Raw genomic sequence first — 22,910 nt, forward strand, 5'->3', positions numbered from 1 at the left:
TTCCCCTCACATCCGGAAGACGCCGTACCCGGGCTCGGCCAGCGGCGCGTTCGCGCAGGCCGTCAGCGCCAGGCCGAGGACGGTGCGGGTGTCCCGCGGGTCGATGACGCCGTCGTCCCACAGGCGCGCGGTGGCGTAGTAGGCGTTGCCCTGCCGCTCGTACTGCTCGCGCACCGGGCGCTTGAACTCCTCCTCGGCCTCGGACGGCCACTGTTCGCCGCGGGCCGCCAGCTGGTCGCGCTTGACCGTCGCCAGCACCGAGGCGGCCTGCTCGCCGCCCATCACCGAGATCCGGGCGCCCGGCCACATCCACAGGAAGCGCGGCGAGAAGGCCCGCCCGCACATGGAGTAGTTGCCCGCGCCGTAGGAGCCGCCGATCACCACGGTCAGTTTGGGCACCCGGGCGCAGGCCACCGCGGTGACCATCTTGGCGCCGTGCTTGGCGATGCCGGCGGCCTCGTAGGCGCGGCCCACCATGAAGCCGGCCACGTTCTGCAGGAAGACCAGCGGCACGCCGCGCTGGTCGCACACCTCGACGAAGTGCGCGCCCTTCAGCGCCGACTCTCCGAACAGGATGCCGTTGTTGGCGACGATGCCCACCGGGTGCCCGTGCAGCCGGGCGAAGCCGGTCACCAGCGTGGTGCCGTACTCGGCCTTGAACTCCGCGAACCGGCTGCCGTCCACGATGCGCGCGATGACCTCGCGCACGTCGTACGGGGTGCGGGGGTCGACCGGGACCGCCCCGTAGAGGCCGTCCGGGTCCACCGCCGGCTCCTCCACCGGGGCGACGTCCCACGGCCGTGGCGCGCGCGGCCCCAGGGTGGCCACGATGCGGCGCACGATGCGCAGCGCGTGCGCGTCGTCCTCGGCGAGGTGGTCGGTGACGCCGGAGGTCCGGGCGTGCACCTCGCCGCCGCCCAGTTCCTCGGCGCTCACCACCTCGCCGGTCGCGGCCCGCACCAGCGGCGGGCCGCCCAGGAAGATCGTGCCCTGGCCGCGCACGATCACCGCCTCGTCGCTCATCGCCGGCACGTAGGCGCCGCCGGCGGTGCAGGAGCCGAGCACGGCGGCGATCTGCGGGATGCCGGCGGCGGACATGGTGGCCTGGTTGTAGAAGATCCGGCCGAAGTGCTCGCGGTCCGGGAACACCTCGTCCTGCATCGGCAGGTACGCCCCGCCGGAGTCGACCAGGTACAGGCAGGGCAGCCGGTTGTGCAGCGCCACCTCCTGGGCACGCAGGTGCTTCTTGGCGGTCATCGGGTAGTAGGTGCCGCCCTTGACGGTGGCGTCGTTTGCCACGACCACCACCTCGCGGCCGGCCACCCGGCCGACGCCGGTGATGATGCCGGCGGCCGGCGCGGCGTCGTCGTACATGCCGTTCGCGGCCAGCGGGGACAGCTCCAGGAACGGCGAGCCGGGGTCGAGGAGGGCGTCCACCCGGTCCCGGGGGAGCAGTTTGCCGCGCGCGGTGTGCCGCTCCCGGGCCCGCCGGGAGGCGGGGGTGTCCCCGCCGACCCGGGCGGCGGCCAGTCGGGCGTTCAGCTCCGCGACCAGCGCGGCCTGCTCCTCGGCGTTGCGCCGGAAGCCCTCCGAGGCCGGGTCGACGGCGCTGCGCAGCACCGGCGCGGGGGCGGCCCGCGGGGCGGCGGCGCGCCGCGGGTCCGGCACGGCGTGGTGGTCCGCCACGGCGTGTGCGGTGGCGGTGCGGGGCGGGTGTGCCATGTCCGGTCAGCTCCTGGGTGAACGGCTGGACGGTCCGGCCAGTCTCGTCCCGTCCGGCCCCGCTGGGTGGGCGGCGCGCAGGACGGCTCCCGGGAACGGCGCGAACGGCCCACGCCCGACCGGAGGTCGTCCGGCACCGGCGTCCGCCGCCCGCGTTCGTCACCCGCTTCGGAGGTTAACGCCCGGTAACACGGCTCACAAGACCAACGGTTCGGTCATTCCGCGGTGACGTCCGCGCAGATCGCCTGGACCTGGAAGGGGATGGGCACGGCGGTGTCGTTGTCGATTCCGCCGTACCACGCGTCGTCCCTCAGCGCGTAGGACATGGCCACCGAGCTGTCGATGGTGAGGGGGGCTTCGACGCCCCCGCCGAGGACGTTCTTTCCGTCCGGGCAGACCACCGGGGCCGCGCAGGCGGCGCCGGCCGGGCATTCGAGCGGGGCGGATTCCACGAGTTCCCAGTCGGTGAAACCGGATTCCTCCCCGCCGCCCCCGCCGTTCGTCGGGGACTCCTCCGCGTTCTGCTCGCAGCTGACGTTCTGTTCGCCCCGGAAGTAGTTGTTGTCGCCGACCTGACCGGCGCAGTTGACCACCGACCGGTCCGCGGCGGGCCCGGCTGGCCGCTGCTGGGCGGCGGCGGCACCGCCGGCGGCGAGGAGGGCGGCCGCGGTGGTGGTGGCGATCACGGCGATCCGGTTGCTCTTCCGCACGTGCGTTCCTCGTTCTCTTCGCTGGTTCCGTCATTGCCGGTGGTGAACCGGTGGGCAGCAAAGTAGTGGCGCGGAACGCGACCGAATCGCGGCAACATGTCGCGTTGCCCCGTCCAGGTCAACGCCGTTCTCCTCCGATTCGGCCGAGGGCGTTATTCGTGTGATGGTGGACGGGGGTTTTCCGGCCGGCGGCGAATTCGCGCCGCGGGCGGTTTCACAGCTCCTCCTCCAGGGACATCCGGCCGACCTCCGGCAGGTGCTCGTCGAGTTCCCCCGGCTCGAACCGGGTCAGCCCGACGACGTGCCAGAACTCGCCGGCCACCTCCCCCTCGTACTTGTAGCGCCCGCCAGGGGTCACCGCCGCCCAGCCCTCGGGCATGCCCAGCAGCCCGCCCTTCTGCACGGTGCGCACGGTCCGCCCGCCGTCCTCGGTGAACACCCGCCACAGCCGCACCACCCCGTCCTCGCCGCCGCCCGCCAGCAGCCGGCCGTCCGGACTGAACGCCAGCGACATCACGGCCCCGGCGGCGCCCTCCAACTCGCCCACCAGGCGGCCGGCCGCCGCGTCCCACAGCCGCACCACAGAGTCGTCCCCGCCGGTCGCGGCCACCCGGCCGTCCGGGTGCACGGCCGCGGTCCACAGCCGCCCGGTGTGCCGCCGCAGCCGGTGCCGCAGCCGGCCGCGCTCCCACACCAGCACGTCGCCGTCCCAGCCCACGCTGAGCAGCCAGGCGTCGTCCGGGGGGAACGCCACCGCGTACACCCGGTCGGAGTGGCCGGCCAGCTCCGCGGTGCAGGTGCCGGCGGCCACGTCCCACAGCCGCACCAGGCCGTCGTCGCAGCCGGTGGCGAGCGTGGCGCCGGTGGAGGTGAAGGCGAGCGTGCGGGCCCGCCCCCGGTGGCCGCGCAGCACGCCGCGCGGGGTGCCGACGTCGCGGTCCCACAGCCGCACCGTCTCGTCGTCGTTCGCGGTGGCCAGCAACTGCCCGTCCGGGCTGAACGCCTCCGCCCACACGTGGTCGGTCTCCACGTCCAGGCCGCGCACGAAGCGGGCGCTGACCGGCTCCCACAGGTGGACGTCGCCGTCGTTGGTGGCCGTCGCCAGCCGGCGGCCGTCGGGGGTGAAGCTGGCGGATATCAGCCGCCCGGACCGGCCGGTCAGCTCGGCGGTCCGCCGCCCGGTCACCGGGTCCCACAGCCGCACCACGCCGTCGTTGGAGGCCACCGCCAGCAGGTCGCCGGCGCCGCTGAACGCCACCTGGCCGATCCGCCGGCCGTGGCCGCGCAGGATGTGCCGGCCCTGGCCCCGCACCGGGTCCCACAGCCGCAGCGTCCCGTCGTTGTCGCTGGTGACCAGCCGGCTGCCGTCGGGGCGGAAGGCGCAGGCCCACACCGACCCCTCGTGGGCGTCCGGCTGCACCGGAAGCTCACGCAGCACCGGTTCGTGCGCCTGGCGCGCCGCGGGCGGCGGCGGGGGCGGCGGGGGCGGCCCGCCCGGCGCGGCGGCCCGGCCGGGGCCGACCCCGCCGGGCGCGGTGGGTCGGCCCGACGCGGGGAGCCGGCCGGGCGCGGCGCGGAGCGTCAGCCGCTCCCGCTCGCCGCCGCGCTCCCCCCGCGGGTCCCGGTCGCCGCCCCGCCCGTCCGACCCCGGCGGGGCGTCCTGGATCGGCACCCGCCGCGGCTCCTCCGCGACCCGCCACACCCGAACCGCGCCGGAGCTGTGGCTGGCCGCCAGCAGCTGGCCGTCCTGGCTGAACACCACGCGGTAGACGGCCCCCGAGTCCCGCTTCGGCTGCGCCATGGTGCGGCCGGTGGCCGGATCCCGCACCGGCACCCGGACACCGGTGGAGGGCACCCACACGTGCACCCCACCACCGGTGTCCCCGGCCGCCAGCAGCATGCCCTCGCGCACCGGACGGAAGCTCAGCGTGTACACCCGGCCGCCCAGCCCGGTCATCTCGTGCAGCAGCTCACCGGTGGCGGCGTCCCAGACGCGCACCGCGCCGCCGGCGCCCCCGTTGCCGCCCGGCCCCTCCGGCCCCCGGTCCGCGGTCGCCACCAGGGCGCCGTCCGGGCTGAACCGGGCCCGGTAGACCGGCCCGACGTGCCCGGGCAGCTCGTAGACGAGCCGGCCGGCCGCCGCGTCCCACACCGTCACCCGGCCCGCGTCGTCCCCGACCACCAGCAGCCGCTCGTCCGGGTCGAAGCCGGCCGTGTACACGGTCGGGGTGTGCCCGTCCAGGGTGTGCAGCAGGGTGCCGGTGGCGGTGTCCCACAGCCGCACGGTGCCGGCCCGGTCCCCGGTGGCCAGCACCCGGCCGTGCGGGCCGGGCGCCATCGGCCACACCCCCGCCCGGTGCCCCTCCAGCCGGTGCACCAGCCGCCCGTCGGCCGCGTTCCACAGGCAGACCGCGCCGTCCGCCGCCCCGGTGAACAGCAACTGCCCGGCGAACCGGACGGCGTACACCCGCGCGGTGTGCCCGCGCAGCCGGCGCAGCGGCGTCCCGTTGGAGCCGTCGCACACCATGACGCTGCCGTCCTCACTGCCCACCGCCAGCACGTCGCTGTCCCGGCTGTAGGAGATCGGCTCCGGCAGCCGGCTCGTCTCCAGGTCGAAGCCGTAGGGCACGCCCACCGTGGAGGGGCGCAGCCCCAGCTCCACCCGGCTGCCCGGGACGACCGCGGCACCGATCAGGTCCGGTGCCTCGGCCAGCTCCGGGCCGCCGGTGGCGGTGATCAGCGCCGCCCGGTTCCAGGAACTGCCGGCCACCTTCGCGCCGGTGACGTCGGTGCGGATCAGCCGCGCGCCGCGCAGGTCCGCGCCGGTCAGGTCGGCCCCGGACAGGTCCGCGCCGTCCAGCCGGGCGCCGGTCAGCTGCGCCCGGGCCAGCTTGGCGCCGGAGAGGTTGGCCGAGACCAGCCGGGCCCGCCGCAGGTCGGCCCCGGTGAGGTCCACCCCGGCCAGGTCCCGGTGCGAGAGGTCCTCGCCGCGCAGCACCGCGCCGCGCAGGTCGGTCTGGGTCGGCACCCGCAGCCGGGCCAGGATCCGGTCCGCGTTGGCCCGGGCCGCCTCGCCCGCGTCGGCGGTGCCGCTGCGCACCCAGCGCGCCCACTCCTGGCAGGCCCGGGGGTCGGCCAGGTCGCACAGGAAGTCCACGGCCAGCTGGGTGAGCGGCCTGCGGTGCAGCACGGGCAGCCCGGCCAGCGGCACGTCCGGACCGCCCGGGCCGTTCTCCCCGCCGAGCTGCCGGGCGGCGGCCCGGGCCACCAGCCACTCCGCGACCGAGCCGTGGATGAAGCCGAACAGCCCCTCCTCGGTGCGCACCAGCAGGCTGCCGGCGCCGATGGCGTGGGTCAGCTGCGCCACCGAGCGCTGGTCGACGGCGACCTCGGCCAGCGCCCGGGCCACGTCGGTCAGGTCGGCCATGCGCAGCGCCGGCATGTCCGCCTCCCACATGCGCAGCGCCAGCGCGGTGACGCCGCGCCACAGCTCGTCGGTGGACAGCCCCGGCGGCGCCCCCGGAATGCCGCGCCCGCGCTGCTCCTCGAACTCCAGCCACTCCTCCAGCAGGTGCTGGTACAGGCCGGCGGCGCTGAGCACCCGGCCGGAGCCGGCGGCGGCCCGCAGCCGCTCCTCGTCCAGCGCCGCGACGAAGCCCAGCAGGCGCGGGTTGCGGCACAGCGACAGCAGGTTCGGCACGGCCGACAGCAGCCGCATCCGGCGCTCGGCGGCGTCCGCGTCCCCGGCGAAGTGCGCGGTCAGGTAGACCCGGATCTGCTCGTGGGTGAAGTCCTCCAGGGTGAGGACGCGGCGGTGCGGTAAGAGGCCGACCTGCTCGCCGAGCGCGGTGAAGACCTGCGCGTTGGAACGGAAGTGCTGGGTGCGGCTGGAGACCACGATCTTGGCGTCGTCCACGGCCGCGTCCAGCAGCTTCTGCAGGTGCTCGGTGGCCCGCTCGAAGCTGATCCGGGTGGCGAGCTCGTCGAAGCCGTCGAACAGCAGCACGATCCGGCCCTCGCGCAGCATGAAGCGGAAGGCCCGCAGGTTGAAGTCGACCTCGCCGTGGTTGGCCAGGTGGGCGGCGACCAGGCCGTCCACCCCGTGCGCCTTGTCCAGGGCGCGCAGCTCGATCAGGATCGGCACCAGGTGCGGGAGCTCGGCGGGGATCCGGCGGGCCACCTCGTGCAGCGCGAACGTCTTGCCGTGGCCGAAGTCGCCGAGCAGCAGCAGGAAACGGCCGTGGTCGGAGCCCAGCAGGCGCAGCAGCTCGTCCACGACGTCCTGCCGCACCTCGCCCTCGCCCTCGTTCAGGGTCCGGTAGCGCTGCGGCAGGTACAGCCGGGGGGGGTAGCGGGTGTCCAGGGTCAGCCGCCGGGTCTGCCGGGTGACGTAGTCGGTGAGGTCCAGCAGCCCCTGGAACTCCAGCAGGCTGCGCACCAGCACGCCCTGACGGCGCCCCCAGGCGCGGATCGTCTCGGCCGGCGGCGGCCCGTCGTAGACCAGCTCGGCGTTGGACTCGGCGGCCGAGGCGTGCACGGCGTCCTGGAACGCGGCGACGTCCTCCCGGGTCGGGGTGCCCGGGCAGGCGGCGACCCGCTGCTGGCGGACGATGCCGTCCTCCCGGTAGGTGACCAGCAGGTGCGCCGGGTTGCCGGGGACGCGGCGCACCGCCGCGTCCGGGTGGCGCACCCGGCAGGTCTCCTCCAGCCGGTCCAGCAGCAGCTCGGTGGGGGTGGGGATGTCCCGGGGCCCGCCGCCGAGGGCGGGCCAGGCGCCGGTGGAGCCGCGGCCCGGTGCCCGGTCGCCGGCCCGCCGGCCGCCCGAGTCCGCGCCGGCCGGGTTGGAATCCGCGCCGCCACGGCCGGACCGCCCGCCGCCGAGGGTCGGCGGGTCCGGCCGCGCCGGCGGGGCGGGCGCGGCCGGTGGCGGGGCCCCGACCAGGGCGGCGTGCGCCGCGGGCCAGATGCGGGGGAGGTCCTCCGGGGCGCCCGGGACACCGCCGGGGCCGGCCTCCGCGGGCGCGCCGCGCCAGCGCCGCAGCCCCTCCGCGGTGATCCGCAGCAGCTGGTACCGGCCCGGCGCCGACGGCCCGGATTCCTCCGCCAGCGGCTCCGACCGGCCGCCGGCGCCCGGGCCGTGCAGCAGCAGGTGCAGGTGGGGGGAGAGCAGCTGGCGCAGCACGGTGGTGTCCCGCAGCGCCTCCGCGCCGGCCGCGCCGCGCCCGGTGGGCGGGTGGCGCACCGCCCCGAGCCGCAGCCAGCCCAGCTCCTCGTAGCGGGCCAGCCGCTGCGCGAACCAGGTCGCCTGCTCGCCGCCGAGCCAGCCGTAGTCGTCGTCCGGCCGGTGGGTGACCGCGATCGTGGAGTTGAGCCCGGCCACCACGGTGCGCAGCTCCGGGACCTCGAAGAGGGTCCACGGCTGGGCCTCGTCGAAGACCAGCTCCAGGCCCTGGTACAGCTCGTGGAAGAGCGCGGCGAAGTGCTTGAGCTTGGGGAAGAACGGCGGGATCGGCTCGCGGTCCTCGGACTCCCGCTCGGTGAAGTAGGCCAGGCAGGCCAGCCGGTTGACGTCGCCGCCGCCGGGCACCACCACCAGGCGGTGCGGCTCCAGCCCGAGCAGCACCCGCAGGCCGGTCAGGAAGGTGAGCGCCTGTTCGAACTCGCGGGGCCGGCCGCTGGTGGTGAGGTCGCCGGTGACCACCAGCAGGTCCGGCGGCGGCGCGCCCGCGTCGGTCAGCCGCTGCACCTGGGACCACAGCCGGGTCTGCGCCGCGCCGGGCTCCTCGCCGGCGCCGAAGCCCGGGCCGGCCACGTGCAGTACCGTCAGCCGCTCCCGAGGGCCGGCGGCGCGCTCCGGGCGGGAGGGCGGGAACGGGGGCGCGGCGGCCGGCCGCCGCCGCCCGGCCGGGCCGGGATCGGTGCGTCCCGGACCCGCCTCCCAGGGCGGGACGCCATCGATCTCCCACGGGCGCCCCGGAACGGCCCAGCCGCCGGACGGGGAGCGCTCCGCCCCGCCGCCCGGGTACCCGGGGCGGGCGAGCGGACGGGCCCGCCCGGCGAGCGCCTGCTCCAGCCGGGTGAGCAGCATCCAGCGAGCCGTCTCGGCGTCGGTGACCGGGGCCAGGTCGACGTAGGTGATGTTGGCCAGCAGGCCCTCCACCGGAACGTCCTCCACCCGCACGGTCACCAGCCGCGCCCCCGGGTTGTCCGGGTCCGAGCGCATCGCGGCCTGCCACTCCAGGCGGCCGAAGCGGGAGCGCTCGTAGTTGCCGGAGAGCACGGCCAGCACCACCGCGGCCTCCCGCACGCCGCGGTCCATGTACTCCATGAAGTTGGTGCCCGGCACGAAGTCCCAGGCCTGCACCATGGTGCGGTAGCCGGCCTCCTCCAGCGTCCAGGCCATCCAGGTGGCCCAGCGCTCGTCGGCCGGGGAGTAGCTGATGAAGAAGTCCAGCGGACGCTGCGCCCAGGTCTGATCCGAGTTCCCCAGCATGTCTGCCACTGTATGACCGGCCATCACCCCGCGGCAGGAGATCGCGGTGACCGCCGGGAAGGGCGCTGACCGGTGTGAACGACGGGGCCCGGGAGGTGTGAGGGGCTCGGCCGACGGTCCGCCGGCGGCTCGTCGACGGGAGTCCCCCGGCGCTTCGCCGGCGCTTTCCCGGCGGAGGAGGCCGCCGGCCCACCCGCGGGCGCTAACCCAGCACGCCGGAGCGCGCCACCAGGTCCAGCAGCGCCTCCATCGCCTCCGGGCGGCCCGCCACGTAGGAGCGGTCGGCGTCCGGCAGCCCCAGCCGGTCGTCGAACGGGGTGCCGTCCAGCCGGCGGACGCTCACCCCGGCCTCGGCCGCGATCAGGTAGCCGGCCGGCAGGTCGACGGCCTCCGCCTCGTACGCGACGAAGCCGTCGATGTCCCCGCGGGCGAGCATCACCCAGCACATCAGCGGCGCCCACAGCTGCAGCACCCGCCGGGCCTCCGCCTCCAGGGCGTGCCGCAGCCGCAGCGCCCGCGGGTTTCCGCGGCCGACGCCGTGCCCCTGCGTCCAGGCCAGCAGCGGCCCCGCCGGGTGCACCGGCCGCGGCGGCGTGACCAGGCAGGTCTCATCCGGGCCCAGGGTGCCGCGGCCCCGGATGGCCGACCAGGTGCGGCCGGCCACCGGGTCGTGCACCACGCCCAGCACCGGATCGCGGTCCGCGCACAGCGCGATCCCCACGACGTACGCGGGCAGCCCGATGGCCACGTTGTTGGTCCCGTCCAGCGGGTCCACCACCCAGGTCCAGGTACGGCCCGGCTCCCCGCCGCCGGCCGCGGCCGCCCCGCCGGCGTCCCCCCCGGATCCGCCCCCCGCCGGGGACGCGGCCTCGCCCTCGAGGATGCCGGCCTCCTCGGAGATCACCCGGTCGGACGGGTACGCGGTGCGCAGCCGCTCCAGGATCAGCTTCTCGGAGAGCACGTCCAGGCCGGTCACCAGGTCCCCCGAGGACCCTTTCGCCTGCACCTTCAGGTCACCGTGGAAGCGCTCGTGGACGGCCTCCCCGGCCTCCCGGGCCGCGGCCACCGCCAGCGCCCGGGCCCGCTCCAGGTCCCGGCCGTCACCCGGCTGGTCGCGTGGGCCGGCCCCCTCGGGCCGCTCAGAGGTCGGCATGGGCGGCATGGATCCTCCCGGCGATCGCTTCGGCCACGCGGACGGTCTCGGAGCGGTCGCACAGGCGCCGGTCGACGACGTGCGATCCGGCGTCCAGCGGCCCCAACGACAGGTCGGTGCGGCTCGCCCGGGCACGGCCCAGAACGACGGTCACCGCCGTGGTCCTGTCGTCCACTGTCGACGTGTGGAATTCCCCGGCCGGCAGCGTGTACACCTGGCCCGGCCCACTTCTCTCGACACGCGCCGGCGCACAGCGCACAACGCGGTCGGTCGGCACGATGCGGTCCGTGCCGTCGGAACTGTGTACTTCGAACACCCGGTGGGTGGGCTCCTCGCCCGGCCCGGTGGAGTCCGACACCCGCATCCAGGTGTTCTCCACGTGACCGGACAGCACGACGCTGGTCATGTCCCAACTGTGGCAGTGCACCTCGGAGGTCGTGGGCCGTTCGGTCTCCACCGGCGCGCCGCCGTTCCACGGCGCGCTCCACGGGTTGAACAGGTGCACGCACACCCCCAGGTCGCCCTCGCGCTGCACCGGCAGGCAGAGGAAGCCCAGCGGGTGGCGGACCGCCAGCAGCGCCCGCCGCCCGTCGGCGATCTCGGCCAGCGTGGCCAGCGCCCGGGGCGGCACGGCATCCACCTCCCCGCGCGCCAGCAGGCCCTCTAACACCGTGTACTCCATGGTCGTCCACCTATCGCGTCGGCCGGCCGGCACCGCGGCTACGGCTCCCGGTACCGCTCCGGTAGGGATCCCGACACGGCCGTACCGCGGCCGGTCGCGGCCGCGCCGAGTTCCGCGTCGTGCTACTCGGTAACCGGCATGCCCGGCTCCCGGAGCCGGCGAACCCGCCCGGCGGCGCCCCGGGTGAGGACCGGACACCCGCGCGCGGGCGCCGGCGGCCCCTGCTCACCGCCGGCCCCTGCTCACCGCCGGCCCCTGCTCACCGCCGGTAGGGGTTCTGCGCGTGCAGGGCCTTGGAGACGATCGCCGCGACGTCGAGGTCGGAGAAGCTCTCCGGCAGCGGCAGGCCCACCCGCTCGAACAGCTCCCGGGCCGCGTCCACGGAGGGCTCCTCGTCCAGCCGCTGCGCCTGGCGCAGCGGGACCGGACGTCCCTGCTCGTGGCTGACCCGCAGCTCCGTCACGTAGTAGTCGTACAGCGGCTTGCCGCGCTCCACCAGCAGGTTCACCCGCTCCGGGTCGTCCTGGGTGATGACCAGGCAGGACGCCGACATGTCCCAGCGCAGCGTCGGCATCGTGCTGGACAGCGACACCTCGATGTCCAGGGACGGCAGGCGCTGGGCGTACCAGCAGGCGGCCAGGACGGTGGCGTACGACTCCAGACGGGTGCGCTTGGGCGTCCAGCCGTCCAGCGCCGGGTTGCCCAGGTGCCGGGTGAACGAGGTGCGGAAGTGCGCGTAGCGCTCGCAGACGCGCACGTCGGAGGGGTCGATGATGTCCAGCTGCATGGTGAGCGAGCGGCGCGCGATCCGGGCCAGGTGCACGCACTCCGGCAGCGTGACCGCCCGCATGTAGGTGCCCGTGCCGCCCTTGAAGAACCAGCGGTCGGTGTCCCGGCGGGCCGCCGCCAGCGCCTCCTCGACCTCCGGCCCGGTGATCGCCCGCGCCATCGACAGTTCCTCCAGGGCGACCCGGCTGGCCGCCATGGTGTCCGTTGCCCCGAGCAGCGCCCGCCGGCTCTCCTCGGACAGCCGCCGCACCTCGTCCACCGCGTGCCGCAGCTCGCCGGAGTTGCGCGCGCGGTCCTGCAGCATGCCGACCACCAGCGCGGCCAGCACCAGCAGGGTGGCGCCGCGCACCATGTTGTCCCGCAGGACGTCGGCGAAGAGGTCCAGGAAGGCGAAGACGACGGCGACCACGATCGCCAGCACGCCGTCCGCGTTCCGTGCGAGCCACCCGATCAGCCGGCCCATCTCCATGCCCTCCCCGGCGCGGTCCCGTGGCGGCGCTCCCCGCTGACGGCCCGCCACCGGCCTGACGCCGGAGCCGACCGGCCACCGCACCTGATGACGTACCGTCATTCTAGGTGGGGCGCCGCCGGCCCGGATAGGGGATCGGAGCAGGGGTACCCGCGTGCCACGGGGCGCTCGGCTGCGGAAACGGGGGGCGCGGGCGCGTACGGTGGCCCGCCGGCGGCCGGCCGTGGAGCGGATGGCGGCCGGCCGCTGGGGCACGTGGCGGCCGGCCGGTCAGTCCACCGGCAGCCCGGCCGCGTGCAGCAGGTAGGCCGTCATCGGCTCGTACAGGTGCGGCGGCACGTTGTCGTCCAGCGGCACGGTCACCAGCAGGTCGCCCTGCGCCTCCCCGAGGAACAGCGCCGGGTCGTTGCAGTCCGCGAACCCCACCGTGTCGACGCCCCGGGCCCCCGCCCCGCCCGCCCAGCCGTGGTCCGCCACCACCAGGTCCGGCCCCGGCGAACCCTGCGCCGCCAGGGCGTCCAGCACCCGGTGGACGAACTCCGCCGAGTGGGTGTGGCGCAGGTCGCCGTGCGCCCGCAGCACGGCGACGTGCTCGATCCGCCGCACCTCGCCCTCCTCGCGGAAGATCCCCATCCAGCGCTCCTTCGTCGCCGAGGGCAGGTTCACGATGCCCTCCGGCGCCGCCAGCAGCTCACAGCCCGCCCGGCGCAGCGCCCGCCCGATCGCCAGGTGCACCGGCAGCAGCCCGGTCGGGTGCCCGGTGGCCAGGAACACCCGCTCCCGGCGGCGCGCCGCCGCGCGCAGCCGGACCGCCATCCGCTCCAGGGCGGCCACCGTCAGCTCCGGGTCGATGGTGTCCTGGCCGCGGCCGTGCTCGGGATCCGGCGAGACCCCGCAGCGGCTCGCCATCTCGGCCAGCGTCGCCTCGTACGTCCACCGGTCGCCGTCCAGCTCCAGGCCGAGCCAGTAGTAGCGGTTGCCGGCGGCGAGCTGCCGGTAGTGGTCGAGGTTGTTCTCCCGGGGCGTGGCCACGTTCCCCGCGATGCGGGAGTGCACCAGGTGCTCGACCAGTTCGGAACGGCTGGGGACGGACTCGTACATGCGCCGCAATCTGCTCGGACGGTCGGGACGGAAGGTGGTGCGCACCCGGAGGTGGAGGCCACGGGGCTTGGCGTGCCGACGACGCTGCTGCTCCGTCACCCGGAATCCCCGCGCTCCGGTGGCCGCGGGTCCCGGTCCACCCGGCCCAGCCGCAGGTGCTCGGCGTGGTAGACGGCCTCGTCGAGCAGCTGCGCCACGTGGTCGTCGTACAGGGAGTACACGATGCTGCGACCGTCACGCTCGCCCACCACCAGGCCCAGCGTCCGCAACAGCCGCAACTGGTGGGAGACGGCGGACTGCTCCATCCCGATCGCCTCGGAGAGCGCCCCCACGGTGGCCGGCCCCTGCCGCAGCCGCCCCAGGATGAGCAGCCGGCTGGGGGTGGACAGCGCCTGCATCGCGGCGGCCACGGCCTTGGCGGTCTCCGCGTCGAGGCGTGCCGCTGCCGCGCGCCCCGCTGCTCCGTGACCCATGGCGGTCAGTGTATGTGGTCGCCCGCCCGACGTCCCGAACGGGCGGGCGACCACCCGGGGGAAGCCCTCCGGGGCGTGGTCATTGGCGGACGCGGTGGACGCGGCGGACGCGGCGGACGCGGCGGGGGCGGGCCGCCCGGCCGGCGACCCGCCCCCTACCGCGTCCCGCCGCGCCGGCGGCTCACCTGCGGTGGTCGTGGGTGATCCGCCGGCAGCGCACCAGCAGCTCCTCCGACTGCAGCGCGAGGTAGTCCCGGACGACGGCGGCCGGGCCGGGGACCGGCCGTCCGTCGGCGTGGACGGTGTGGATCAGCGTGTAGTGGGTGGCCTTGACGGTGCCGCCGTCCTGCGGCTCGACGTTGATCATGCCGATCCAGTGCCGCTGCTGGACCGGCTCGTCACCGAACTTGCGCCGGCGGAACTCGCGCAGGTGGTCGGCGATCCCGGAGCGGGTGCTGATCGGGGCGGCGGCGTGCGCGTAGGAGAACTGCGCGTCCTCGGTGAAGGTGGCCGCGAACCCCTCGAAATCGGCCGCGTCGAGGGCGTGCATCTGTACCGCGTACAACTGCTGCACGCGGGTGTACAGGTCGCCGAAGGACCAGGTGAGGATCCGCGGGAGCGGCGCGGCGAGCGGAGCGGGAACGGCGGGCATGGCGGACATCGGGGCCTTCCGTGGCTGGAGCGGGTGATTGCGGCGCATGCTCCTAGCGGCGGCTCGCGCGCCGCTCGAAACCCCCTGGACCGACGGCGCGCCCCGGCCGGCGGCCCGCGCCACCCGCCGGCTTCACCCGGTGACCAGCGCGATCGCGAAGCCGTCGTAGCCCTTCGCGCCCACGGTCTGCAGCGCGGTGGCGCTCAGCCGGGGCTCCGCGGCCATCAGCTCGGTGAACCGCCGCACCCCCCGCACCCCCGGATCCGTGCTGTCCGGATCGACCACCTCGCCGCCGCGCACCACGTTGTCCCCGATGATCAGGCTGCCGGGGCGGGTCAGCCGCAGCGCCCAGGCCAGGTACTCCGGGTTGTTCGGCTTGTCGGCGTCGATGAAGACCACGTCGAAGGAGCCGTAGCCCTCCTCCACCAGCCGGGGGAGGGACTCCAGCGCCGGACCGGTGCGGATCTCCACCACCCCGCTCAGGTCGGCCCGCCAGATGTTGGCCCGGGCCACCTCGGCGTGCCGCGGATCCGCCTCCAGGCTGACCAGCCGGCCGCCGACGGGCAGCGCCCGGGCGAGCCAGATGGTGCTGTAGCCGCCCAGCGTGCCGATCTCCAGGATCCGGCGCGCGCCCTGCAGCCGGGCCAGCAGGTTCAGCAGCCTGCCCTGGTTGGGCGCCACCTGGTGCGGCGGCAGGCCGGCCGCCTCGCTGGCCGCCAGCACCTCCTCCAGCACGGGGTCGGGCGGCACCAGCAGGCCGTTGAAGTAGTCGTCCACCTCGGTCCACCGGGCCGGTGTCATACGGGCGCCTCCCAAGAGTTCCCTTTGAAAACCCACTGAGTCTCGAAAAGGAACCTACTATGCGGGGCATGACGCCGTACAGCCTCCCCGCGGGCCCGCGCCGATGACCCGCCGACGGATCGCCGACGACACCTGCGGCATCGCCCAGGCCGCCGCGGTGCTCGGCGACTGGTGGAGCCTGCTGGTGGTGCGCGAGATCGCCCGCGGCCACCGCCGCTTCGACGAGCTCGCCGCCGAGCTCGCCATCTCCCGCAAGGTGCTCACCGAGCGCCTGCGGCACCTGACCGAGGCCGGCGTGCTCTTCCGGCGCCCGTACCAGACGGGGCCGGTGCGCCACGAGTACCTGCTCACCGACCGGGGCCGGGCCTTCCTCCCCGCGCTCGTCGCCATGCAGGACTGGGCCGACCAGTGGCTGCTCGGCGACGGCGCGCTCACCGCCACCACCGAGCCGTCCAGCGCCGAGGCCGCCCGCGTCCACGCCCTGGTCGGCGAGGGCGTCCCCGCCGATCTGGCGCTGCCCGGCGCCGACGGCGCCCCGCACGACGTGGTCTCCCCGACCGCCCGCGCCACCGTGCTGTTCACCTATCCCGGCACCGGCATCCCCAGCCCCCTGCCCGCCGGCTGGTCCGACATCCCCGGCGCCGTCGGTTGCACCCTGGAGAACCGGCTGTTCCGCGACGCCTGGCCGGCCTTCCGGGAGGCCGACGTGGCCGTGCGCGGCGTCAGCACCCAGCGTCCCGACGAGCAGGCGGCCTTCGCCGCCGCCGAGGCCGTGCCCTTCCCCCTGCTCTCCGACCAGGACCTGCGCCTGGCCGCCGCCCTGCGGCTGCCCACCTTCCGCGCCGACCAGCGGCTGCGGCTGAAGCGGCTCGTCCTCGTCATCGGCCCGGACCGGACCGTCCGGCACGCCCGCTACCCGGTCGTCGACATCCCCGGCGCCGTCGAGGAGGCCCTGCGGCTGGCCGGCGCCCCGTGCTGACCGCCTCCCCCCGCCGACCGCCCCCGGTGCCGTTGACCGCTGCCCCCGCCGCCCGCTCCACCGCCGACCCCTCCCGTCGCCGGAACGACGACCGGGCCCCGGCCCCCTGGACGTCAGGGGACCGGGGCCCGGTGCGGGCGCCCCACCGGACCGGTCCGCCCCCTCACCGGGAGCGGCGGCGTCCGGCGCGGCGGTGGGTCAGCGCCTGGCCGGTCCGACCTCGATGGTCATCCGGTCGCCGCTGGGGGAGACACCGGTGAGCTTGATCACCGTGCCGGTGTCCGGAACCCGCACGCTGCCGCCCGGGTTGGCCTCGTCGTAGTAGACGCCGTTGTGGTCGTCGAAGACCGACACCCCGCGCTGGCTCGGCACGCGGGTCGGCACCCCGTTGCGGTGCAGCGTGAAGCCGTCGGTCCGCTCGAAGGAGAACGCCGAGTCGTACGACTGGATCCGGTTGCGCATCACCGTGCCGTCGCTCCAGCGCAGCGCCCGCGGGTGGGCGTCCACCGGCAGCACCAGGCCCTGCCCCGGGTGCTCGCTGACGTTGTTGTCCAGCTGCGAGGTGTCCCACAGCCAGACCACCATCCCGTTCTGGTACGGGAAGCGCTCCACCCAGTCCGGGCGGGTGTTCGCCCAGCCGAAGTTGTACGGGCCGAGCTCCAGCGTCTCGTCGTAGGAGACGTACTGCCGGTTCTCCACGATGTAGAACTGCGGGTAGGTGTCGGTGATCGTGGCACCCACCCGGCTGAAGCCGCGCGGCGTCCAGCCGGCGTCGTCGCCCTCCGCGCCGTCGGCGAGGATCTCGGTGCCGTCCGCCGTGATGGAGATGGCGTCGGCGGTGAAGCCCTTCTCCGCCACCCCGCCGTCGGTGGTGTAGCGGAACCGCAGCAGCACGCTCTGCCCGGCGTAGGCGTCCAGCGGGAAGACCAGGTCGGTGTAGCCGCCCGAGGTGCCGTCCAGGGCGGGCCGGCCGGCGGAGTCACGGCCCAGCGGCCGGCCGCCGGCGGTGCCGTCCAGTGCCGTCCAGCTGGTGCCGCCGTTGGTGGAGACCTCGGTGTAGAGGTAGTCGTAGCCGGCCTCGATCTCCCACCAGCCCTTCAGGGAGAGCTGGGCGGTGGCGGCGCCGGTGAGGTCGACGGTGCGGGTCAGCGTGTTCGACAGGTCGTCGCCGCTGCCGCTCCACCACTGCGCGGAGCCCTCCGCCGGGACGGTGATCTCGGTGGTCACCTCCTTCTCCGGCAATTCGACGACGAGGGCCTGGTCGAGGCGGGTGTTGTACTCGCTGTACCCGAGGGTGTGCCGGGAGCGCGTCGCCGCCTGGGCGGTGTCGAAGTCCAGCCAGCCGAGCTGCAGCTTGTCCCAGGCGGTCAGGTCGCCGGGCAGGTCGCCGATCTCGTTGCCGCCGTCGTTCAGCCAGGAACCCGAGGACATCAGCGACCAGAACCCGGTGGAGTTCTCGCCGCCCGCGGTGTCGTAGAGGTCCGGCAGGCCCAGGTCGTGGCCGTACTCGTGCACGAAGACGCCCAGGCCGCCGTTCTCCGGCTGCATGGTGTAGTCGCCGATCCAGATGCCGGTGTCGCCGACCTGGGTGCCGCCGAGCAGGTTGCCCTCCGGCCCGGTGCTGCCGGCCGAGGTGCCGTAGGCGTACCAGCGGTGCGCCCAGATGGCGTCCTCGCCCTCGGCGCCGCCGCCCGCCGACTCGTCCTCGCCGGCGTGCACGATCTGGAAGTGGTCGATGTAGCCGTCGGACTCGTCGAAGTTGCCGTCGGCGTCGTGGTCGTAGCGGTCCCAGACGTCGAACTCGGCCAGCTCGGCGCGGATCTGCTCGGGCGTGGCGCCGGCGGCCTCGCGGTCGGCCACCCACTGGTTGGCGGCGTCCCGCACCAGGTCCCAGACGGTGGCGCAGACGTTGGAGCCGCAGTCGTTGTTGCCGTACCGGGCCTCGTTGTAGGGGACGCGCACCCAGTCGGTGACCGTCCCCTCCACGCTGTAGCGGCCCGAGGACTGCCGCTCGAAGTAGGTGGCGACCGAGTGGCCGTCCTGCGCGAAGTAGAGGTCCTGGTAGTGGGCCTGGTTGTAGTCGGCCTGCCAGATGGTGGAGTTGTCCACCGAGCGGTCCGGCTCGGCGATCTCGTTGTGCTGCGGGCCCGGGGTGCCGCCGTAGGTCTCGGTCACCTGGTCGTCGAACTCGGCCAGGATCACGAAGATGCGGTCGGTCGCCTCGCGGCCGAGCTCGACGTACTTGCCGTCGTCCAGCCGCACGCGCCGGGACTGCGCGCTGCGCTCGACCTCGGCCTCGCCCGAGGCCAGGGCCTGCACGGCGGCGGCGCGCTCGGCGTTCACCTGGTCGGTGAGCGGGCCCTTGAGGTCGTGGACGGGCTCCGCGGCGCCGGTGCCGGGCGCGTGCGCGCCGTCGGGGGCCACTGCGCCGCCCACGGGGGTGGCGGCGGAGTCGGCCGCGGCGGATGCCGGCGCGGACGCGGATGAGGGGGAGACGGCGGATGCCTGGGCGGGCAGCGCCGTCGCGGTCAGCGCGGCGGCCACGGTGACGGCCGCCAGCAGTGATCGCCGTATGCCCCGGGATTCCTTCACGGTGCGAAGTTCCCTTCTGTTGCCGGATGAGGCCGGCTCAGACCGGCGCTCCGACAGGGGCGGCGACGGCCTGGGCTCCGCCCGTATCTTCATCAGACAATCAGCTCATGGACAGCCCTCGGTGTGAACATGGCGATAAGAAAACGTGTCAGTGGTGCTTCCCGATAGGGAATGCGACGGAAGGTCCGCTTTCTTCTCCGCGCGTGTGATGCGGCGCGAGTGACGGAATGTGATTCAACGCCGGGTACTCGACGCGGAGGGTGAGCGGGGCCGCGACGCCGTGGCGCCCCCGGATCGGCCGGCCGCGCAGGGGGCTGGGGAGGGTGGGGGAGGTGCCGCCGGGCTCGGGTCGGCTCGGCCGCCGGGGCCGGAAGCGGGGTCGTTTGCTGGGCTGTGGCCGGGCTGGTTCGCCGGGGGCGGGGGCGGGGGCGGGCTGGTTCGCCCGGGCCGAGGTCGGGGCCGGGATGGTTCGCTGTGGCTGTGGCTGTGGCTGTGGCTGTGGCCGGACTGGTTCGTCGGGGCGCGGGGCCAAGCTGGTTCGCCCGATCCGAGGCCGAGGCCGAACTGGTTCGCCGGGGCCGGGGCCAAGCTGGTTCGGCGGGGGGAGGGCCAACTGTGCTCGCCCGCCTAGGCTGCGCCGGTGCTCACCCTCCTCCGCGCGGCATCGGCCGTCGCCGGCCGGCGGGCATCACCTGTCATGCGCCTGTAGGGAGTTGTCCACAGGAGCGAGGTCGGGGCTGTCCTTCGCAGTGGGGCGGGTGGGATCCTGAAGAAGGGGCTCGTCGTCCCCCTGGGGTGGGGGCATGGGGAGAAAGGTTTCGGTCCCCGTGTGGAGTTATCCACAGGGCCGAGCTTGGGGCTGCCCCTCGCTGTGAGGGGGGTGGGATCCTGAAAAAGGGGCTCATCGTCCCACAGGGTAGGGGGACGGGGAGAAAGGTTTCGGTGCGCCTGTGTGGAGTTATCCACAGGGCCGAGCTTGGGGCTGTCCTTCGCTGTGAGGGGGGTGGGATCCTGAAGAAGGGGCTCATCGTCCCCCCGGGGGTGGGGGCAAGGGGAGAAAGGTTCCGGCGCGTCAGTGTGGGAGCACGGTCGGGCCTGCCGTCACCCCGGTCGCGTGCCCGGTCGAGTGCCCGGGCGCGTGCCCGGGCGCGTGCCCGGCCGAGCGTGTGACCGAGCGCCCGGGAAGGTGGCCGCTACCCCGGCCGAGCGCCCAGCCGGTGAGCAGCCCCGCGAGGAAGGCCAGCGCCACCACACCGACCACGGCGCGGAAGGAAACGGGGGAGGCCGCGGCGAGCAGCCGCCCCCCGGTCGGCTCCGCCTCCGCCCCGACCACGGCGTCCTCCCCCGGCCCGGCCGGCCGGCGCCCCCGCGCGGGCTGCGCCCGTACCGCCAACTCCCACAGCACGAGCAGCCGGTCCGGCCGGACCCCCACGGCCTGGGCGAACGAGGCCACGGCCTGGCGTGGCGGCAGGTTCTTGCCGTTGAGGTACCGCTCCCACGACGACTTGCTGTACGGCGTGCGCTCCGCCAGCGCCGTCAGTGTCAGCCCGCTGCGCGCGCGCAACCGCCGCAGGCTGTCGGCCAGTTCCCGGGCGCTCTCGGACGCCCCCTCCTCCGCGTCACGTCGCCGCGACACGCCCCACCCCCGTACTGTGCGGGAACCGTGCGGTCCCCAAGGGCCCCGGTGTCCGCGACGTTCCCCCGCGCGGGCCCCGTGGGCCGTCCCCGTGCGGCCCGGTCCCGGGCCGTTGTCCGGGGTCGAGTACACCGGTTACTCCGCGTGAGCGGAAGGCGCACGACAGGCGGATCGGGGGCACACGCGGACGGCGTGTGCCCCCGATCCGTTCTCCGGCGCCCCCTGGGTGACGATGCGACGGCGCCACCCCGCCGGACGGGTCCGCCCCCCTCGGCCGCGGGTCCGCGAGTCCCCCAACCTCTCGGACGCGCTTCGGTGGCGGTGGCGGGAGGGCTCCGGCTCGGCTTCCGGGGCCGACCGCCGAGGCCAGAGTGGACCGCGGGCGGCCGTGGCCGCCAGTGCGTTGGGACGGCGCGGGACGGGCGCGGCCGGTGGCCCGGGTGGGCGTTCGGCGGGGACGCGGCGGCGTGGGAAACGCGGGGACGGGAGGGGCTCGACGGACGGACGGGGGGCGGGGACGCCCACCGTGCACGTCCCGCGCCTGTCACGCGCCGGCCGCGCCCACCGCGCCGGTGGGGTGGGGGCGGTGCGGCCGGGTGCGGGGTGGTCAGGCGACCTGGTGCACCCGGCCGGTGTCCAGCTCGTACCGGGCGCCCACGACGACCAGTTCGCCGCGGTTCACCAGGCCCGCGAGGTCGGCGTCGGCGCGCAGGGCGTTCACGATGAGTCGCACGTTGGTGGTGATGGCGGCGTCGACCCGCGCGTCGCCGTGCAGGCTGTGGTCGATCGCCGGCCGGATCTGCTCGCCCAGGTAGGCGAGGTGGCCGGGCAGCGGCACCCCGGACTCGTCGGACTCGACGGCCGCGGTGACCGCGCCGCACCGGGAGTGGCCGAGCACGACGAGCAGCCGGATGCCCAGCTCGACGGGGCCGTAGACGGCGCTGCCGAGCACCGCCTCGTCGAGCACCTGGCCCGCCGTGCGGGTGGTGAGCAGGTCGCCCAGGCCCTGGTCGAAGACGAGCTCCGGCGGGACCCGGGAGTCCACACAGCTCAGCACGGCGGCGATGGGGTGCTGGCCGGACACCAGGGTGGTGCGGATCTGCTGGTCCTCGTGGGGGTGGAGCTGGTGGTAGGTGCGCCAGCGGCGGTTGCCTTCCAGCAGGGCGTGCCAGACGCTGTGCGGGTCGGTGGCTCGGGTGGCGGCGGTCTCGCCGGCGCTCGCCGTCGTGGCGCCGGCCAGGGACAACGCCCCGGCGCCGAGCGCCGCCGTCCCGGCGAGCGCCGTGCGTATGAGAGTTCTTCTGTCGTTGTCGACGGACATGCCGTGGCTCCTTAGGCGAACGGTGCGCCGGCGTGCCGCGCGGCGGCTCCGGCCGCGCGCGCCGGTGATCAGCACGCCTGGAGGCTAGGCGCCCGCCGGTATGGGAGGGGCAAACCCGTAGTCAAGGGGTGGTGCGGGAGTGGCATGGGGCTGGTAAGGGGAGCACGCCCCGTCAAGTTAGCCTAGGCTCAGCTAAGTTGATGGGTGCCGGGGTACGGGACCGGTACGTCCACACCGGACGCGGGCGCCCCGCGGCGCGCGCTCGCCCGACGTCGCGCCCACCCGTGACCGACGAACGGAGACCTTCCATGGCCGTCACGGCTCCCGGTCCCTCCCGCACGACTCCCACGACCGTCCCGGCCCCCGCCACCGGCCCGGCCTCCACGCCCGGTACGGCCCGCGCGACCGGCCCGGCCCCCGCCGCCGGCGCGGCTCCCGCGCCCGGGCCGGTCCCCCCGTACCGGCCGTTCGCGGTGCGGGTCGCTGCGGTGACCGACGTCTCCCCGAACCTGCGCCGGGTCACCTTCGTCGGTCCCGACCTCGGCCGCTTCCGCACCGCCGGCTACGACGAGCGACTGAAGCTGCTGTTCCCGCTGCCCGGTCAGGAGCGGCCGGTGCTCGGTGACGGCCCGGACTGGTACCGGGCCTGGTTGGACCTGCCCGACGAGGTCCGCCCGCACATGCGCACCTACACCACCCGCGCCGCCCGCCCGGAGCACGCCGAGGTGGACGTGGACTTCGCCCGGCACGGCGCCGCCGGCCCCGCCTCGGCCTGGGCCGAGCGGGCCCGCCCGGGCGACCCGCTGGTCATCGTGGGACCGAACGGCGACTGCCCCGAAGCGGTGCCCGCCCGCGAGTTCCAGCCGCCGCCGGATGCCCCTTGGTACCTCCTCGCCGGCGACGAGACGGCGCTTCCGGCCATCTGCGGCATCCTGGAGCGCCTGCCCGAGGACGCCGTGGTGCGGGCCTTCGTGGAGGTTCCGACGGCCCGGGACGCGTGTCCGCCGCGCGTCCCGGCCGCCACCTCGCTGACCTGGCTGCCGCGGTCCGCGGGGCCGGGGAGCGGCGCGGCCACCCGGACCGGCGAGCTGCTGGTGGCCGCGGTGCGCGGGGCGGAGCTGCCGGACCCGGGCGGCCCGAGCGGGGCGTACGGCGTGCCCGGTGGCGCGCCGTACGCCTGGGTCGCCGGGGAGGCGTCGGCCGTCCGGGAGATCCGCCGCCACCTGGTGCGCGAGCGCGGCTGGGCGAAGACCTCCGTCACCTTCTCCGGCTACTGGCGCCGGGGCGGCCCGCTCTGATCCCGGCCCGCCCGGACGCCCTCCGGGGTCGACGCGCCC

General features: G+C 75.4%; 15 protein-coding genes. 2 read left to right on the top strand and 13 right to left on the bottom strand.

The genetic code is table 11. The annotated features are described in order from the left end of the window. Positions 1–6 precede the first annotated feature (6 nt). The 10 genes from FHU37_RS26425 to FHU37_RS26470 all read right to left on the bottom strand — a co-directional run bounded on the left by FHU37_RS26425 (position 7) and on the right by FHU37_RS26470 (position 15,045). Positions 7–1,722: a carboxyl transferase domain-containing protein gene (locus FHU37_RS26425; protein ID WP_179817140.1), complete on the bottom strand. Its 1,716-nt coding sequence runs from the start codon at positions 1,720–1,722 to the stop codon at positions 7–9. Between the two features lie 215 nt (positions 1,723–1,937). Then, complete coding sequence (locus tag FHU37_RS26430; RefSeq protein WP_179817141.1) at positions 1,938–2,432, bottom strand: hypothetical protein; 495 nt, start codon at positions 2,430–2,432, stop codon at positions 1,938–1,940. A 214-nt stretch (positions 2,433–2,646) separates the two neighbouring features. Then, positions 2,647–8,925: a TIR domain-containing protein gene (locus FHU37_RS26435; RefSeq protein WP_179817142.1), complete on the bottom strand. Its 6,279-nt coding sequence runs from the start codon at positions 8,923–8,925 to the stop codon at positions 2,647–2,649. 202 nt (positions 8,926–9,127) lie between these two features. Continuing rightward, complete coding sequence (locus FHU37_RS26440) at positions 9,128–10,078, bottom strand: inositol monophosphatase family protein (protein WP_179817143.1); 951 nt, start codon at positions 10,076–10,078, stop codon at positions 9,128–9,130. Beyond that, the gene (locus FHU37_RS26445) at positions 10,065–10,760 is read right to left on the bottom strand and encodes a hypothetical protein (protein ID WP_179817144.1); all 696 of its coding nucleotides are present in this window, start codon (positions 10,758–10,760) and stop codon (positions 10,065–10,067) included. Before FHU37_RS26445 ends, FHU37_RS26440 begins: the two co-directional genes overlap by 14 nt. A gap of 259 nt (positions 10,761–11,019) precedes the next feature. Beyond that, positions 11,020–12,018, bottom strand: coding sequence for a hypothetical protein (locus tag FHU37_RS26450; RefSeq protein ID WP_246451307.1), 999 nt, complete (start codon positions 12,016–12,018; stop codon positions 11,020–11,022). A 270-nt stretch (positions 12,019–12,288) separates the two neighbouring features. After that, positions 12,289–13,119, bottom strand: coding sequence for a phosphatase (locus FHU37_RS26455; RefSeq protein WP_179817145.1), 831 nt, complete (start codon positions 13,117–13,119; stop codon positions 12,289–12,291). Between the two features lie 95 nt (positions 13,120–13,214). Further along, a complete protein-coding gene (locus tag FHU37_RS26460) occupies positions 13,215–13,592 on the bottom strand; it encodes an ArsR/SmtB family transcription factor (protein ID WP_179817146.1) in 378 nt (125 codons plus the stop codon). A gap of 181 nt (positions 13,593–13,773) precedes the next feature. Further along, on the bottom strand, positions 13,774–14,253 hold the full coding sequence (locus tag FHU37_RS26465) for a nuclear transport factor 2 family protein (RefSeq protein WP_179817147.1): 480 nt from the start codon (positions 14,251–14,253) through the stop codon (positions 13,774–13,776). Positions 14,254–14,376: 123 nt separating this feature from the next. Further along, on the bottom strand, positions 14,377–15,045 hold the full coding sequence (locus FHU37_RS26470) for an O-methyltransferase (protein ID WP_179817148.1): 669 nt from the start codon (positions 15,043–15,045) through the stop codon (positions 14,377–14,379). Positions 15,046–15,148: 103 nt separating this feature from the next. Between FHU37_RS26470 and FHU37_RS26475 the strand changes: the two genes are divergently transcribed. After that, complete coding sequence (locus tag FHU37_RS26475; protein ID WP_179817149.1) at positions 15,149–16,024, top strand: winged helix-turn-helix transcriptional regulator; 876 nt, start codon at positions 15,149–15,151, stop codon at positions 16,022–16,024. Between the two features lie 198 nt (positions 16,025–16,222). Here the strand turns inward: FHU37_RS26475 and FHU37_RS26480 are convergent, their stop codons facing one another. The 3 genes from FHU37_RS26480 to FHU37_RS26490 all read right to left on the bottom strand — a co-directional run bounded on the left by FHU37_RS26480 (position 16,223) and on the right by FHU37_RS26490 (position 21,573). Then, entirely contained in the window at positions 16,223–18,556 is a 2,334-nt protein-coding gene (locus FHU37_RS26480; RefSeq protein WP_446680304.1) for an immune inhibitor A domain-containing protein, read from the bottom strand. Between the two features lie 1,132 nt (positions 18,557–19,688). Then, complete coding sequence (locus FHU37_RS26485; RefSeq protein ID WP_179817151.1) at positions 19,689–20,252, bottom strand: helix-turn-helix domain-containing protein; 564 nt, start codon at positions 20,250–20,252, stop codon at positions 19,689–19,691. A gap of 607 nt (positions 20,253–20,859) precedes the next feature. Next, the gene (locus tag FHU37_RS26490) at positions 20,860–21,573 is read right to left on the bottom strand and encodes a carbonic anhydrase (protein WP_179817152.1); all 714 of its coding nucleotides are present in this window, start codon (positions 21,571–21,573) and stop codon (positions 20,860–20,862) included. Positions 21,574–21,881: 308 nt separating this feature from the next. On the opposite strand from FHU37_RS26490, the gene FHU37_RS26495 reads away from it, so the two are divergent. After that, a complete protein-coding gene (locus FHU37_RS26495; protein ID WP_179817153.1) occupies positions 21,882–22,871 on the top strand; it encodes a siderophore-interacting protein in 990 nt (329 codons plus the stop codon). Positions 22,872–22,910: the final 39 nt, after the last annotated feature.

This window comes from Allostreptomyces psammosilenae, from assembly GCF_013407765.1.
In the GTDB taxonomy this organism is placed as follows: domain Bacteria; phylum Actinomycetota; class Actinomycetes; order Streptomycetales; family Streptomycetaceae; genus Allostreptomyces; species Allostreptomyces psammosilenae.

What these genes read in the sequence shown, in the direction of transcription:
- FHU37_RS26425 (WP_179817140.1), bottom strand. Translation starts at nt 1,722, where the DNA reads ATGGCACACCCGCCCCGCACCGCCACCGCACACGCCGTGGCGGACCAC.
- FHU37_RS26435 (WP_179817142.1), bottom strand. Translation starts at nt 8,925, where the DNA reads ATGCTGGGGAACTCGGATCAGACCTGGGCGCAGCGTCCGCTGGACTTC.
- FHU37_RS26440 (WP_179817143.1), bottom strand. Translation starts at nt 10,078, where the DNA reads ATGCCGACCTCTGAGCGGCCCGAGGGGGCCGGCCCACGCGACCAGCCG.
- FHU37_RS26445 (WP_179817144.1), bottom strand. Translation starts at nt 10,760, where the DNA reads ATGGAGTACACGGTGTTAGAGGGCCTGCTGGCGCGCGGGGAGGTGGAT.
- FHU37_RS26450 (WP_246451307.1), bottom strand. Translation starts at nt 12,018, where the DNA reads ATGGAGATGGGCCGGCTGATCGGGTGGCTCGCACGGAACGCGGACGGC.
- FHU37_RS26455 (WP_179817145.1), bottom strand. Translation starts at nt 13,119, where the DNA reads ATGTACGAGTCCGTCCCCAGCCGTTCCGAACTGGTCGAGCACCTGGTG.
- FHU37_RS26460 (WP_179817146.1), bottom strand. Translation starts at nt 13,592, where the DNA reads ATGGGTCACGGAGCAGCGGGGCGCGCGGCAGCGGCACGCCTCGACGCG.
- FHU37_RS26465 (WP_179817147.1), bottom strand. Translation starts at nt 14,253, where the DNA reads ATGTCCGCCATGCCCGCCGTTCCCGCTCCGCTCGCCGCGCCGCTCCCG.
- FHU37_RS26470 (WP_179817148.1), bottom strand. Translation starts at nt 15,045, where the DNA reads ATGACACCGGCCCGGTGGACCGAGGTGGACGACTACTTCAACGGCCTG.
- FHU37_RS26475 (WP_179817149.1), top strand. Translation starts at nt 15,149, where the DNA reads ATGACCCGCCGACGGATCGCCGACGACACCTGCGGCATCGCCCAGGCC.
- FHU37_RS26490 (WP_179817152.1), bottom strand. Translation starts at nt 21,573, where the DNA reads ATGTCCGTCGACAACGACAGAAGAACTCTCATACGCACGGCGCTCGCC.
- FHU37_RS26495 (WP_179817153.1), top strand. Translation starts at nt 21,882, where the DNA reads ATGGCCGTCACGGCTCCCGGTCCCTCCCGCACGACTCCCACGACCGTC.